The sequence below is a fragment of the Paraconexibacter sp. AEG42_29 genome, from assembly GCF_040581415.1.
Taxonomy (GTDB): Bacteria; Actinomycetota; Thermoleophilia; order Solirubrobacterales; family Solirubrobacteraceae; genus Paraconexibacter.
The window spans coordinates 2495897-2509906 of the sequence record NZ_CP114014.1 but is presented as its reverse complement, the minus strand read 5'-3'; the positions used below and the strand labels follow the sequence as shown (position 1 = coordinate 2509906).

Below are 14010 nucleotides of genomic sequence, written 5' to 3'. Positions count from 1 at the left end.
GGGGCACGGCGCCTTTGGCGCGTTATGCCTCCGTCGTTTGCCGGGGTCCCGCCCCTCGACGGAGCACGGCAGCCGTCGACCTACAGCCAGCCGGCGCGCCGCAGCCGCCGGTACAGCAGGCCGCACGCGGTGGCCATCACGCCCAGCGCGAGCGGGTAGCCGTACTGCCAGCGCAGCTCGGGCATGTGCTCGAAGTTCATCCCGTAGATCCCGGCCAGCATCGTCGGGATCGCCGCGATCGCGACCCACGCCGAGATCCGCCGCATGTCCTCGTTCTGGCGGACGGTGATCTGCGTCAGGTTCGCCTGCAGTGCGCTCGAGAGCAGCGCGCGGAAGCCGTCGATGCGGTTCGCGGTCCGAAGCAGGTGGTCGTGGACGTCGCGGAAATACGGCGAGAGCTCGGGGACGACCTCCGCCAGCCGGCCGCGTGCCAACCGGTCGACCGCCGGCAGCAGCGGCGCGACGGCGCGCTGGAACTCGAGCACCTCGCGCTCGAGCGCGAAGATCCGGGCGGCCGGGTTGTCGTGCCGCTCGCCGGAGAAGACCTGCGCCTCGACCTGCTGGATGTCCTGCTCCACGCCCTCCGTCACGAGGTCGTAGTCGTCGACGACGCGGTCCAGGATGGCGTGCAGCGCCGCCGGCGGACCGTGCTTCAGCAGCTCGGGGTTCGTCTCGGCCTCGTGCCGGACGTCGGCCAGGGCGGTCGCCTCGCCGTGGCGCACCGTGACGAGGAACCGCTTGTGGATGAAGATCTGCACCTCGCCGACGCTGACGACCTCGTCGCTGTCGACGTACCGCACCGGCTTGATCACGACGAACAGCGTCTCGCCGTAGACCTCGAACTTCGGGCGCTGATGCGCCTCCATCGCGTCCTCGACCGCCAGTGCCGGCAGCGAGAAGGCGTCGGCGATCTTCGCGAACTCCTCGCCGACCGGATCGGCGATCCCGACCCAGACGAAGCTGTCCGCGTCATCGAACGTCTCCGCACAGGCCGCGGCCGGATCCATGGAGCCGGGGACCCGCTGCCCGTGCCGGTAGAGGGCGCAATCGACGATCACGCGCACAGCCTGCCACAGGGCAGGCCGTGCGCGGGTGAACGACCGAGGGTCAGGCGTACATCGCGTCGATCGCCTCGGCGTACTTCGCGTCGATCGGCCGGCGCTTGAGCTTCATCGTCGGGGTCAGCTCGTCGCCACCGGGCAGCCAGTCGCCCGCGACGATCGTGAACTTCTTCAGCTGCTCGACCCGGGCGAGCTTGGCGTTCGCCGCGTCGACCCCCTCCTGCACCGTGGCGCGGACGAGGTCGTTCGTCGCCAGGGCCTCCAGCGACGTGTCCTCGATGCCGTGCTTGGCCGCCCACGCCGGCGCGAAGTCGGCGTCGAGCACGATCAGCGCCGTGTTGTAGAGCCGCGCGTCGCCGATGCAGCACGCCTGGGCGATCAGCGGGTGCGAGCTCTTGAGCGTCGCCTCGATGTTCGCCGGGGACATGTTCTTCCCCGCGGCGTTGATGATGATCTCCTTCTTGCGATCGACGATCTTGAGGTAGCCGTCCTCGTCGAGCGTGCCGATGTCGCCGGTGTGCAGCCAGCCGCCTGAGTCGATCGCCTCGGCGGTCTTCTCGGGCAGGTTGCGGTAGCCGGACATGACGACGCCGCCGCGCAGCAGGACCTCGCCGTCCTCGGCGATCTTGATCTCGACGTTCGGGACCGCCGGGCCGACGGTGCCGATCTTGATCTTGTCCGGCGGGTTGACGGTGCCGGCACCGCAGGTCTCGGACATGCCCCACAGCTCGGCCAGCGGCAGCCCGATCGCGTGGAAGAACTCGAGCACCTCGACCGGGGTCGGCGCCGCGCCGACGTTGATGGCCTTGACCTGATCCAGGCCGAGCATCGCGCGCCAGCCGGCGAACAGCGCCACGTCGGCAGCGTCGGCGGCCGCGGCCACGTCGTCCGGGACCGGCTCGCCCTTCTGCTGGAGGCGCACCCGCTGGACGGCCGCGTCGAGCCCGGCCTGCGCCGTGGCCTGCTGCTCGTCCGGCATGCCCGCGACCGCGGTCTCCAGGCCGGCCTTCAGCTTCTCCCAGATCCGCGGAACGGCGAAGAACCAGTGCGGGCGCACCTGCGGCAGCACGCCCAGGACCTGGCGGGGATCGGGGCACGAGGTGATCTGCAGCCCGAAGACGATCGGCAGGTAGTGGTGGGCGGCGCGCTCGGCGATGTGGGCGCTCGGCAGCCACGAGATGACCCGCGAGCTCTCCGGGAACTGCACCATCGCCTCGACGCCGACGACCGCAGTCAGCAGGTTGTGGTGGGTCAGCTGCACGCCCTTCGGCGGGCCGGTGGTGCCCGACGTGTAGATCAGCGTGAGGATGTCGTCGCCGTTCAGCGACGCGACGGACGCGTCGAGGTCGAACGCCGTGTCCGGCGCGGCCATGGTGTCCTCGAGCGTGACGCAGCCGTCCGGGACACCCTCGTCCCCGGCGCCGAGCACGATCACGTGCTTCAGGCCCGGCAGGTCCTTACGGGCCTCGAGGACCACGTCGAGGAACTGCGGCTCCGTGATGATCACGTGGGCGTCCGCGTCGGAGACGACGAACTGCACCTGCTCGGGCGTGTACTGCATGTAGATCGAGAACGGCGTGGCCCCGAGCATCATCGCCGCGAGGTCGCAGAGGTGGAACTCCGGGCGATTGGACAGCATCAGCGCGATCGTCTCGCCCTTGGCGAGACCGAGGCCGTGCAGCGAGCGGGCCAGGACGTCGACCCGCTCGCGCAGCTCGGTCCACGTCCACGAGATCGAGTCGTCGAGCGTCCGGACGGCGACCTGATCGGCCTGCGTTGCGGCGGTGATGCGGAAGGCTTCGGCGATCGAGGCGGCCGCGAGGGCGGCCCTCGGCGCGGTGCTGGACTCCATATCGGTACTCCCCAATAGCGAGACGACAGTGCGAGCGACTTCCCTCTCCAAGGTCGTCGCGGGGCGCGAGCCTACCGCACGCCGAAGCCCTCGCCGCGAAGCCGCCCGATGTCGTTCGTCAGTCCGATCGCGAACAACGCGATGACGAGCATGAACCCGACCACGCTGGCCTTCTCCATCCAGTCGAACGGGATCGCCCGCCCCCGGAGCTTCTCGGCGAGCGCCCAGAAGATGTGGCCGCCGTCGAGCGGCAGGAACGGGAACAGGTTCACGATCGCGAGCGACAGCGAGATGATCGCCAGGATGTTGAGCGCGTCGACGAACCCGAACGTGGAGATCGTCTGACGCGTCACCTCGTAGGAGCCGACGACGCCAGAGACCTCCTTGCGCGCCTCGGAGCTCGTGAAGATCCGGCCGATCGAGCTGACGGTCGCCTTCGAGACGCGCCACATGCCGGAGACGGACGAGCTCGACGCCTCGAGGATCCCCTCCTTGTTGCTCTGGATCCCGAAGGTGAAGCCCAGACGTGTGCGCTCGGTCTGGGCGTCGTACACCGGTGTGATGCTGAACGCCTTCTGGGCGCCGTCGCGGTCGACCACGATCCGGGCAGGGGTCGTCGCCTTGCAGCCGTTCGTCGCCCGGCCCTCGCAGCGATGCGTCTTCACGGCGTTCGAGAACTGCTCGGCGCCGCCGGTCCGTCCGTCGACCGAGACGACCCGGTCCCCGGCGATCAGCTTGCCGGCGGCGGGCGAGCCGGTGTTCACGCGGTCGACGTTCGGCGAGATCTCCTGGACGCCCTTGAAGACGAACAGCGCCCACAGGATCAGGAACGCCACGATGATGTTGACCAGCGGCCCGGCCGCGATGACCACGATCCGCTTCCACGGCGCCTGGCGGTAGTAGGCGCGATGGGCGACGTCCGGCGGGATCTCCTCCGACGGGTTCATGCCCGTGATCCGGACGTAGCCGCCGAGCGGGATGCAGCCGATGCCGTACTCGGTCTCGCCACGCTTGACCTTCGCGATCAGCGGCGGGAAGAACAGCGCGAACCGCTCGACGCGCATGCCGACCGCCTTGGCGGCGGCGAAATGGCCCAGCTCGTGGAGGACGATGAGCACGGCGAAGCCGGCGAACGCCAGGAAGTAGCTCAACGGACGATCGCCCGCAGGGGCGTGCTCAGGGACGGGGGCACGGGTTCACTATGGCAATCGCCGGCTTTGCAAGCGCTAAACGGTGTAGGAGCCGACCAGCTCCGCCGCGATCTCGCGCGCCTCGCGGTCCGCCTCGTAGAGCGTCTCGAACGCCCGGATCGGCGCGGGGTCCAGGCGCTCGAGCGTCCCTTCGATCACCGCCGGGATCCCCAGGAACCCGAGCCGGTCGTTCAGGAACGCGTGCACGGCGACCTCGTTCGCGGCGTTCAGGACGCAGGGGGCCGTCCCGCCGGCGATCGCGGCGTCGCGGGCCAGCCGCAGGCAGGGGAACGCGTCGTGGTCGACCGGCTCGAAGGTCAGGGAGCCGAGCGCTGCCAGGTCCAACGGGGCGACCGGCAGGTCCATCCGCTCCGGGTGGTGCAGCGCGAACGCGATCGGGACGCGCATGTCCGGGTAGCCCATGTGCGCCAGGGTCGCGCCGTCGGTGAGGCTGATGAGCGCGTGGATGATCGACTGCGGGTGGACGACGACCTCGATCCGGTCGTACGGCGTCCCGAAGAGGTGGTGCGCCTCGATGACCTCGAGGCCCTTGTTCATCAGCGTGGCGGAGTCGATCGAGATCTTCCCGCCCATGGCCCAGGTGGGGTGCTTGAGCGCCTGCGCGACGGTGACCTCCTGCAGCTCGGCGCGCGAGCGGCCGCGGAACGGCCCGCCGCTGGCCGTGACGATCAGCTTCTCGACCGCGCCGGGCGACTCGCCGGCCAGGAGCTGGTGGAGCGCGGAGTGCTCGGAGTCGACGGGCAGGATCTGCGCCCCGGTGGCCTCGGCCAGCTGCATCACGAGCTCGCCGCCCACGACCAGGGACTCCTTGTTGGCGAGGGCGAGGTCGATGCCCTCGCCGAGCGTGGCGACGGTCGGCCCCAGGCCGGCGCTGCCGACGAGCGCGTTCAGGACGAGGTCCGCCCCGGACTCGAGCACCAGGCGCACGAGGCCCTCGGGGCCGACCAGCACCTCGCCGTCGGTCCACGCCTCGCCGGCGCGGGCCGCGGCGTCGGGGTCGACGAGCGCGATCCGGTCCACGCCGTGGTCGATCGCCTGCTGGACGAGTGGCTCCCAGGACCGCTCCGCACTGAGCCCCACGAGCTCGAGGTCCGGCGAGCGCCGGACGATGTCCAGGGCCTGGGTCCCGATCGACCCGGTGGAGCCGAGGATGAGCAGACGGCGTGACGCGGACACCCGGCGCATGATGCCAGCGGGGCCGCATCCCCGTTCCTGCCCCACCGCGGGGTCGGCGCGTCCGAGCCATCGGTCGCCCTAGAGTCCACGGCGAATGCGCGTGCTCGCCGCCCTTCGGCTGTGCGCGTGTCTGGTCCTGATCGCCGGGGTCGCGTGGCTCATCACCGCGCAGCTCATCGACGCGACCCGTGAAGACACGTCGCCGTCCGCTCCAACCGTCATCGCCGTCGACACCACGCCCGCGCCGGGAACGCCGTCGACCGCAGCGCCGCCCCCGCCCGGGGCCGGAGCGGTCCCGTCGGTGACGACGGCACCCCCGCCGCGGCCCGAGACGACGACCGTCACGCCCCCACCGCCGTCCGTTCCCACGACGAGCGCGACGGCGCCCCTGGAGGCGACGGCCCCGCTGCCCGCCCCGGTGGCGAACCCGACCGGCCTGCGCTGCTTCGGTGCGGCGGCCATGGACCCGGCGCGGCCGTGTCGCAACCTGCGGCTGGCGGGGACGGTCTTCCCGACGCCGCAGGGCGCCGCGGACGCGCAGCGCATCGAGCCGTGCCGGCGGACGTTCGTGCGTGATCTGCTGCGCATCTGCTTCTGGGGAGTGACGGCCCGCGCTGCCACTCGGACGATCGCGATCGTCGGCGACAGCCACGCGTCCCACTGGCGGGCGGCGATGCAGCGGGTCGTGGAGGCCAAACGCTGGCGGGTCATCTCGATCTCGCGCGCCGGGTGCCCGCTGACAGCTGCCTATCCGAACCTGCCCGGCCTGCGCCGGAAGGTCGAGTGCCGGCGCTGGAACCGCGAGGTCGTCGCCTACCTGAAGGCACGGCCGAGCATCACGGCGGTCTTCACGGGTGCGCACCTGGGCTCGGTCATCCCGGCCCGCGGCCTCTCGATGGAGGCCACGCGCCGTGGCGGCTACGCCCGCGTCTGGCGCCGTCTGCTGATCGGCGGCGTGCGCCACATCGTGGTGTTCCGCGACACGCCGCGGATCTCGGGACGGACCCTGCGCTGCGTCGAGCAGGCGATGTCGCAGGGCAGCTCCCCCGGCGACGGCTGTGCGCTCGCGCGCGACTACGCGCTGCGCCCCGACCCGATGGTGCAGGCCGCGCCACGCCTGAACGGCGCCGTGCAGGTCGCGGACCTGTCGCGGTTCTTCTGCGAGCGCGAGGTCTGCCGGCCGGTCATCGGCGGCGCGCTGGTCCTGCGGGACGTCTCGCACATGACGACGACGTACAGCGCAAGCCTCGCGCCCTACCTGCAGGCCGCGGTGAACGACATCACGCGCGGCTGGACGGACGGGCGCGTCCCGGGCACCTGAGCAGCCGCAGGCGCGCCTGATGGCCGAGGGCCGGGAGGCCCGGCGGGAGGTCCGCTCACGCCGCCGGATCGAGCGGAAGGACCAGCTGCCCGTCGTCGTCCCGCTCGATGCCGCTGATGGTGACGCCGACCAGGGTCACGCCGCGCTGCTCGATCGTGCGCGCGGCGTCCCTGAGCAGCGTCGCCGCGACCCGGCCGAGCGCGCGGGCGTCCCCGGTCGCGCGTGGCAGCGTGTAGGACCGCGTGCCGCGCTCGAAGTCGGCGTAGCGCAGGCGCAGGACCACGGTCCGCCCCCTGGCCCCGCGCGCGGCCATCCGGTTGGCCACCCGCTCGACGAGCCCGTCGAGCGCCTCCTGCAGCTCCTCGTCCGTCAGCCGGCGCCGCCCGAGCGCGCGCTGCGCGCCGTAGGACCGCCGGCGCCGCGTCGTCTGCAGCCGCGTCGTCTCGCGGCCGTGCGCGATCGCGTGCAGCCGCCGGCCGCCCGCCTTGCCGAGCACCTCGACCAGTGCTGCCTCGCCGGCCGCGGCGAGGTCGCCGACCGTCACGAGGCCGTGCGCGTTCAGCCGCTCGCCGGTCGCGGGGCCGACCCCGGGTATCCGGTCGACCTCCAGCGGGTGCAGGAAGTCCAGCACGCCGTCCGGCTCGACGACCAGCAGCCCGTCCGGCTTGGCCATCGCGCTCGCGATCTTGGCGACGACCTTCGACGGAGCCGCGCCGATGCTGATCGGCAGGCCCGCGCGGTCGCGGACGGCCCGCCGCAGCCCGGACGCGAACTCCCGCACCCCGTCCGTCGTGAGCGGCTCACCCCCGGGCTCGATGTAGCCCTCGTCGATCGACGCGTGCTCGACGCGGCCGGCGAGCGCGTCGAGGATCGTGAAGACCTCCCGGCTCGCGGCCACGTACGCCTCGAACCGCGGCGGGACGACGATCGCCTGCGGGCAAAGCTGCTGCGCCCGCCGACCGCCCATCGCCGACCGGACCCCGTGAGCCCGCGCCTCATAGCTGGCGGCCAGCACGACGCCGCCGCCGACGATGACCGGTCTGCCCTGCAGCCGCGGGTCGTCCCGCTGCTCGACGGACGCGAAGAACGCGTCGAGGTCGGCGTGCAGGATCGTCCGCGCCCAGATCACGAACGTATGTTCGCATCGAGCGCGGTCGTTCCCTCGTCGTGGCGGCTGCCGGAACGCCCGCTGACAGGTCCTACCCCCCATTGTGGGCAATAGCTGTCAGCGGATCCGGCGGACGCCGCCCGCCCTCAGAGCAACGCGAGCCAGACGTAAAAGCCCGTCACCACCGTGAACATCACCGCGTCAAGCCGATCCAGCGCACCACCGTGCGCCCCGAAGATCTTGCCGGTGTCCTTCGTCCCCGCGTCCCGCTTGAGATAGCTCTCGAAGAGGTCGCCGAGCGGAGCCATGATCGCGACCGCCACGCCCAGGATCAGGGCGTCCGTCCCGGACATCCAGTCCTGGTAGAGCCCGGCGCTCCAGACGGCGACCACGGCGACGATGAACCCGCACCCGAGGCCCTCGACCGTCTTGTTCGGGGAGATCCGCGGCGCGAGCTTCGTGCGCCCGATCGCGCGGCCGCCGAGGTACGCGCCGGTGTCCCCGAGGAAGGTGCCGACGAGGATGTCGATGAGGATCGCCTCGCCGTGAGGCAGGCGGCGGAGAAGGACGGCGTGCGCCAGCGCGAGCCCGATCCAGGCGATCGCGAGCATCGTCACCGAGATGCCCGGCGCGCCGCCTCGCGGCTGCACGAGGATCAGGACGAAGACGACCGGGAACGACGCCATCATCGCCATGAGGACGTCGCCCTGGTCGCCGAGCTGCGCCGCCACGATCAGGCCGATGAGCCCGATCAGGCCGCCGAGGCGGGACGGGTTCGCCCCCTCGAACATGAGGAACAGCTCGTGCAGCATGATCGCGCCGAGCACGAGCATGCCGGCCGCGAAGATCCCGCCGCCGGCGATGACGAGGAATAGCGCCAGCATCGCCGCGGGCACAGCGACCTTGATGCGCGCGACGAGGTCGACGCGGGTCTCGGCGTCCATTCAGCGGCCCCCGAACCGGCGCTGCCGCGTGCTGTACTCGTCCAGGCAGCGCTCGAAGGCGGCGCTGTCGAAGTCGGGCCACAGCTCGGGCGCGAAGACCAGCTCGCTGTAGGCCGCCTGCCACAGCAGGTAGTTGCTCACGCGCTGCTCGCCGGACGTCCGGATGAGCAGGTCGGGCTCGTGCATCTCCGGGGCGTAGAGCAGCTGCCCGAACGCCTCCTCCCCGCCGCCGGTGTACCGCTCGGCCGCGTCCAGGATCTCCTGCCGGCCGCCGTAGTCGAAGGCGATGAAAAGGGTGATGCGGGTGTTCGCGGCGGTCGTCGCCTCGGCCGCCTCCATCTGCTCGAGCAGGGCGGACGCCACGCGGTCGCGCCGGCCGATGAAGCGCATCCGCACGCCCTCGGCGTGGAGCTCGGGCGTCTCGGTCATGAGCCGCTGGGAGAACATGCGCATCAGCGCGGTGACCTCCTCGGCGCTGCGCGACCAGTTCTCGGTGGAGAACGAGTAGACGGTCAGCTCCTTGATCCCGTGGCGGACGGCGTCCTTCAGCCGCGCCTTGACGGTGTCCGCCCCGGCCTGGTGGCCGTCCACCACCGGCACGCCGCGGGCCTGGGCCCAGCGGCCGTTGCCGTCGGTGATGATGGCGACGTACTTCGGGCCTTCAGACATCTGGGCGCCTCGCGACGTTCGCCCCCTGGGCGAACTCGCAGTGGCATCTGAGCGCCCTGCGCGAAGATGCCACTAGACCTCGAGGATCTCGGCTTCCTTGACCTTCAGCGCGCTGTCGAGCTCCGCGATCCGCTGATCGGTCAGCTTCTGCAGCTCGCCCTCGGCGCGACGCTCGTCGTCCTCGCCGATCTCGCCCTCGTCCTTCAGCTCCTTGAAGTCCTTCATGGTGTCGCGGCGCACGTTGCGCACGGCGACACGCCCGTCCTCGGCGATCCCGCGGACCATCTTCACCATCTCGCGCCGGCGCTCCTCGTTGAGCTCCGGGACGGACAGGCGGATGATCTTGCCGTCGTTGGACGGGTTCAGGCCGAGCTGCGCCAGGGAGATCGCGCGCTCGATCGCGGTGATCGACCCGGCGTCGAACGGCTGCACGGTGAGGAGGCGCGCTTCGGGGGCGTTGATCGTCGCCAGCTGCTTCAGCGGGGTCTGCGCGCCGTAGTAGTCGACGGAGACGCGATCGAGGATCTGCGGGCTGGCGCGCCCGGTCCGGACGGTGCCGAAGAGGCCGAGCGTGGCCTCCACGCGCTTGCCCATCTGGTCCCCTGCGTCCACCAGGAGCTCGTCGGTCATCTCGCTCATCAGCTGCTCACCAGGGTTCCCACTCGCTCGCCCGACACTATCCGGTCGATGTTGCGCTCGTCGTCCATGTTGAAGACGTGGATGGGGACGTTGTTGTCCATGCAGAGGCTGAGCGCCGTGGAGTCCATGACCTTCAGGCCCTGCTGCAGTGCGTCCATGTGCGTGATGCGGTCCAGCAGCATGGCCTCGGGGTTCGTCCGCGGGTCGTCGTCATAGACGCCCTCGACCCCGTTCTTGGCCATCAGGATCGCCTCGGCGTGGATCTCGACCGAGCGCAGCGCGGCCGCGGTGTCGGTCGTGAAGAACGGGTTGCCGGTGCCGGCGGCGAAGATGACGACACGGCCCTTCTCGAGGTGGCGGATCGCGCGACGGCGGATGTACGGCTCGGCGACCTCGTGGATCGTGAGGGCGCTCATCACGCGGGTCTTCGTGCCGAGCGTCTCCAGCCCGTCCTGCAGCGGCAGCGCGTTGAGCACGGTCGCGAGCATGCCCATGTAATCCGCGGTCGCGCGGTCCATCCCGGCCGCGGCGCCCTTCATGCCGCGGTAGATGTTGCCGCCGCCGACGACGATCGCGACCTCGACGCCGCGGTCGACGACGCCCTTGATCGCTTTCGACACGGCACGGACCCGCGCGGGATCCGTGCCGTAGTCGAGGGAGCCCATGAGGGACTCCCCCGACAGCTTCAGGAGGATGCGCCCGAACGCGGTATCTGAGTCAGACATGCGAGGGCAACGGCTCCTTGGCTACTCGCCCACCGCGAAGCGGCTGAAGCGCTTGATGACGACGTTCTCGCCGGTCTTGCCCGACATGTCCTTACGGAGCTGGTCGATCGTCTTCGACTCGTGCTTGTCCTCGTTGACGTGCTTCTGCTCGAGCAGCGCGACCTCGGAGTACCACTTCTTCAGCATGCCCTCGACGATCTTCGGCCGGATGTTCTCCGGCTTGTCGGCGACCTGCTGCTCGAAGACGCGCGACTCGCGGTCCTTGTCCTCCTGCGGGATGTCGTCCGAGGAGACGTACTTCGTCGTCGGGGACGCGGCGACGTGCATCGCGATCTCGCGGGCGAACCCGACGAAGTCGTCGTTGCGCGCCACGAAGTCCGTGTTGCAGTTGAGCTCGACGAGCACGCCGACCTTGCCGTTGGCGTGGATGTAGGACTGGACGGTCCCCTCCGCGGCCTCGCGGTCGGCGAGCTTGCCGACCTTCTTGCCGAGCTTGACGCGCAGCAGCTCGACGGCCTTGTCGAGGTCGCCGTCGACCTCGGCCAGCGCGTTCTTGCAGTCCATCATGCCCGCGCCCGTCTTCTGGCGCAGGTCCTTGACCATGGCGGCGGTGATGTCAGCCATTCGTCGTCTCCGTGGGGGCGGCGGCCGGGGCGGGCTCCGCGGCGGCCTCGGTGGTCGGGGCGGGTGCCTCGGCGGCGGCCGGCGCTGCGGCGGGCGCGGCGTCGGCGGGCGGGACGGCAGCAGCCGCGGCGGCAGCGTCGGCGGCGGCCTTCGCCTCGGCCTCGGCGGCGGCCTTGGCGGCCTCCTCGGCGGCACGGCGGGCCTGCTCGTCGGCGGCGCGCTGCGCGGCGACGGCGGCGTCGCGGGCCTGACGCTCCTGCTCGGCCTGGACGAACGCGCCGCGACCCTCGGCGACGCAGTCCGCGATCGCCTTCGTGATCACGTTGCACGCACGGATGGCGTCGTCGTTGCCCGGGATGATGTAGTCGATCCCGTCCGGATCGCAGTTCGTGTCGACGAGGCCGATGATCGGGATGCGCAGGCGCTTGGCCTCCTGCACGCCGATGAGCTCGGTCTTCAGGTCGATGATGAAGATCGCGTCCGGCGGACGGGTCATGTTCTTGACGCCGCCGAGGTTGTTGCGGAGCTTCGCGAGGTCGGCCTGGGCCGCCATGCGCTCACGCGTCGGCAGCAGCGCGAGCTGACCGGCCTCTTCCCACCGCTCGAGGTCGTGCAGGCGCTTGATCCGGTTCTGGATCGTCTGGAAGTTCGTCAGCAGGCCGCCGAGCCAGCGGTGGTTGATGTACGGCTGCCCGCAGGCCTCCGCCATCTCCTTGATGCCGTCACGAGCCTGCTTCTTCGTGCCGACGAAGAGGATCGTGCCGCCGCGGTGCGCGGTCTGCAGCGCGAACTCCTGCGCCTGGGCCAGGAGAGCCTGGGCCTTGAGCAGGTCGATGATGTAGATGCCGCCACGCTCACCGTGGATGAACCGGCGCATCTTGGGGTTCCAGCGGCGCGTCTGGTGTCCGAAGTGCACTCCGGATTCCAGCAGCTCCTTGATGCCGACCTGAGTCGCCATGTGCTGCTCCTTCTTCTTGGGCTTATGGGTACTGGTGCCGCCCAGGAGGACGCGGACCCCGCCTGGCCGTCGTCGGGACGGTGGTGGGGCAGCTCCGCGACCGGTGATCCGGGCGGGTAGGGAACATCGGGAAAACGACCTCACGAGTGTACGCAAGTTCCGCGATGCACCGTCGTTAGGAGGATCAGCGGGCCTTGCTTCGCCGTTCCCCTACGTCAGGTGATCGGGCCCGCGTCGACGTCCGGTCGGGGCGGCTCTCACCCGCGGGAGCCGTCCCGAGTCGGCGGGCCACCGCCGGACGAGCGGCGTCAGGCCGCGGCCGCGAGCGCTGCGACCAGGTCGTCCGGCAGCGGCGAGACGCACTGCACCGCGGCGCCCGTCACCGGGTGGGTGAACGCGAGGGTCGTGGCGTGCAGGAACTGGCGCTCCAGGCCGAGCAGCCCCTCGCGGCCGTACTCGGGGTCGCCCGCGATCGGCAGCTTGATCGCCTGCAGGTGCACGCGGATCTGGTGCGTGCGGCCCGTCTCCAGCGTGACCCGCAGCAGCGTGTAGCGCGGGAGGACCTGCTCGATGGTGAAGTGTGTGCGGGCGTCGCGGGGCTGGTCGGTGTCGATCGAGTGCCGCGTGCGGGCGTGCCGGTCGCGCCCGATCGGGGCGTCGATGGTGCCGCTGCGGGCCGTCGGCCGCCCCTCGACGAGCGCCAGGTACTCGCGGGTGATGTCGCGCGCCTGCAGCGCCGTCTTCAGCTGCGCGTGCACCGCGTCGGACTTCGCGACGACGAGCAGGCCGCTCGTGTCCTTGTCCAGGCGGTGGACGATGCCCGCGCGCCACTCGTCCTCGCCACCGGCGGCGGTCCCGCTCAGCGCCTGCGCGAGCGTCCCCTGCCAGTGACCGCGCGCCGGGTGCACGACGACGCCGGCCGGCTTGTCGACGACCAGCAGGTGCTCGTCCTCGTAGGCGACCGTGTACTCCGCGACCGGCGCGTCGGGGTCGATGACGTCGTCCAGGCTCGGTGGCTTCTCGGCCTCGATGGCCGCGTCCTCGACGGCGATCTCCTCCCCGGCGGTGACGATGTGCCGCTTGGCCACCGTCCGCCCGCCGACCGTGACCGAGCCGGCCGCGATCAGCCGGGCCGCGCGGGTCCGCGAGCCGAGCGGCTCGGCCAGCACGGCGTCCAGGCGCTCGCCCGCGTGCTCAGGACCGGCTGTCAACCGCATCGGACACCCCCGGGGACGACGTGCCGCGCGCGGCGTCCGGCGTGGGGTCTTTCTCCAGGACGTACAACAGGGCGACCACCCCGAACGTGATCGCCATGTCGGCGACGTTGAAGGCGGGCCAGGCGGGAAGCTTGATGAAGTCGGTGACCTCGCCGAACGCGGCCCGGTCGATGATGTTGCCGAAGGCCCCGCCCGTCAGCAGGCCGGCCGGCACCCAGATCCCGGGGGTCAGCGCGTTGCGCGCCACGTAGACCAGCAGCGCGATCACGGCGACCGCGATGACGACGCTGATGATCCCGGTCCTGCCCTCGAGGGCGCTGAACGCCACGCCGCGGTTCTTCGTGTGCACGAGCGTGACCCCGGGGAGGACCGAGTCCTCCGACCCGCGATCGACGCCGCCGCGCACGAGCGCCTTCGTCACCTGGTCGACGACGAGGACGATCGCCAGCACCACGGCGGTGCGGAGCCACATCCGGGCCTTCGGGGACCGATCGGCCACGTCGGG

The 14010-nt window shown here is 71.2% G+C and carries 14 protein-coding genes; 1 reads left to right on the top strand and 13 read right to left on the bottom strand.

Translation table 11 applies throughout. The annotated features are described in order from the left end of the window. Window positions 1-80: 80 nt before the first annotated feature. The 4 genes from DSM112329_RS12125 to dxr form a co-directional block, all read right to left on the bottom strand. Window positions 81-1058 (bottom strand): magnesium and cobalt transport protein CorA, encoded by a 978-nt coding sequence (locus DSM112329_RS12125; protein ID WP_354702074.1) that lies wholly within the window; start codon window positions 1056-1058, stop codon window positions 81-83. 49 nt (window positions 1059-1107) lie between these two features. Then, window positions 1108-2913 carry an AMP-dependent synthetase/ligase gene (locus tag DSM112329_RS12120; protein WP_354702073.1) on the bottom strand — a complete coding sequence of 602 codons (1806 nt, stop codon included), beginning with the start codon at window positions 2911-2913 and terminating at the stop codon, window positions 1108-1110. Between the two features lie 71 nt (window positions 2914-2984). Beyond that, entirely contained in the window at window positions 2985-4064 is a 1080-nt protein-coding gene (locus DSM112329_RS12115) for a M50 family metallopeptidase (RefSeq protein WP_354702072.1), read from the bottom strand. Window positions 4065-4139: 75 nt separating this feature from the next. Next, window positions 4140-5300, bottom strand: coding sequence for a 1-deoxy-D-xylulose-5-phosphate reductoisomerase (dxr, locus tag DSM112329_RS12110; RefSeq protein ID WP_354702071.1), 1161 nt, complete (start codon window positions 5298-5300; stop codon window positions 4140-4142). A 94-nt stretch (window positions 5301-5394) separates the two neighbouring features. Between dxr and DSM112329_RS12105 the strand changes: the two genes are divergently transcribed. After that, window positions 5395-6621 (top strand): SGNH hydrolase domain-containing protein, encoded by a 1227-nt coding sequence (locus DSM112329_RS12105; RefSeq protein ID WP_354702070.1) that lies wholly within the window; start codon window positions 5395-5397, stop codon window positions 6619-6621. A 55-nt stretch (window positions 6622-6676) separates the two neighbouring features. Here DSM112329_RS12105 and dinB read toward each other — a convergent pair whose 3' ends face one another. From dinB to lspA, 9 genes are all read right to left on the bottom strand, one after another. Then, window positions 6677-7750, bottom strand: a complete 1074-nt coding sequence (gene dinB, locus DSM112329_RS12100) for a DNA polymerase IV (RefSeq protein ID WP_354702069.1) — start codon at window positions 7748-7750, stop codon at window positions 6677-6679. Window positions 7751-7875: 125 nt separating this feature from the next. Further along, window positions 7876-8673 carry a phosphatidate cytidylyltransferase gene (locus DSM112329_RS12095; RefSeq protein WP_354702068.1) on the bottom strand — a complete coding sequence of 266 codons (798 nt, stop codon included), beginning with the start codon at window positions 8671-8673 and terminating at the stop codon, window positions 7876-7878. Continuing rightward, window positions 8674-9342 (bottom strand): polyprenyl diphosphate synthase, encoded by a 669-nt coding sequence (uppS, locus tag DSM112329_RS12090; protein WP_354702067.1) that lies wholly within the window; start codon window positions 9340-9342, stop codon window positions 8674-8676. It abuts the gene before it with no gap. Between the two features lie 72 nt (window positions 9343-9414). Further along, a complete protein-coding gene (gene frr, locus DSM112329_RS12085; protein WP_354702066.1) occupies window positions 9415-9981 on the bottom strand; it encodes a ribosome recycling factor in 567 nt (188 codons plus the stop codon). Further along, window positions 9981-10706, bottom strand: coding sequence for a UMP kinase (gene pyrH / locus DSM112329_RS12080; RefSeq protein WP_354702065.1), 726 nt, complete (start codon window positions 10704-10706; stop codon window positions 9981-9983). Before pyrH ends, frr begins: the two co-directional genes overlap by 1 nt. A 21-nt stretch (window positions 10707-10727) precedes the next feature. Next, a complete protein-coding gene (gene tsf, locus DSM112329_RS12075; RefSeq protein WP_354702064.1) occupies window positions 10728-11330 on the bottom strand; it encodes a translation elongation factor Ts in 603 nt (200 codons plus the stop codon). Further along, the gene (rpsB, locus tag DSM112329_RS12070) at window positions 11323-12288 is read right to left on the bottom strand and encodes a 30S ribosomal protein S2 (RefSeq protein WP_354702063.1); all 966 of its coding nucleotides are present in this window, start codon (window positions 12286-12288) and stop codon (window positions 11323-11325) included. Before rpsB ends, tsf begins: the two co-directional genes overlap by 8 nt. A gap of 308 nt (window positions 12289-12596) precedes the next feature. Continuing rightward, complete coding sequence (locus tag DSM112329_RS12065; RefSeq protein WP_354702062.1) at window positions 12597-13505, bottom strand: RluA family pseudouridine synthase; 909 nt, start codon at window positions 13503-13505, stop codon at window positions 12597-12599. After that, the gene (lspA, locus tag DSM112329_RS12060; protein ID WP_354702061.1) at window positions 13483-14004 is read right to left on the bottom strand and encodes a signal peptidase II; all 522 of its coding nucleotides are present in this window, start codon (window positions 14002-14004) and stop codon (window positions 13483-13485) included. Before lspA ends, DSM112329_RS12065 begins: the two co-directional genes overlap by 23 nt. Window positions 14005-14010 lie beyond the last annotated feature (6 nt).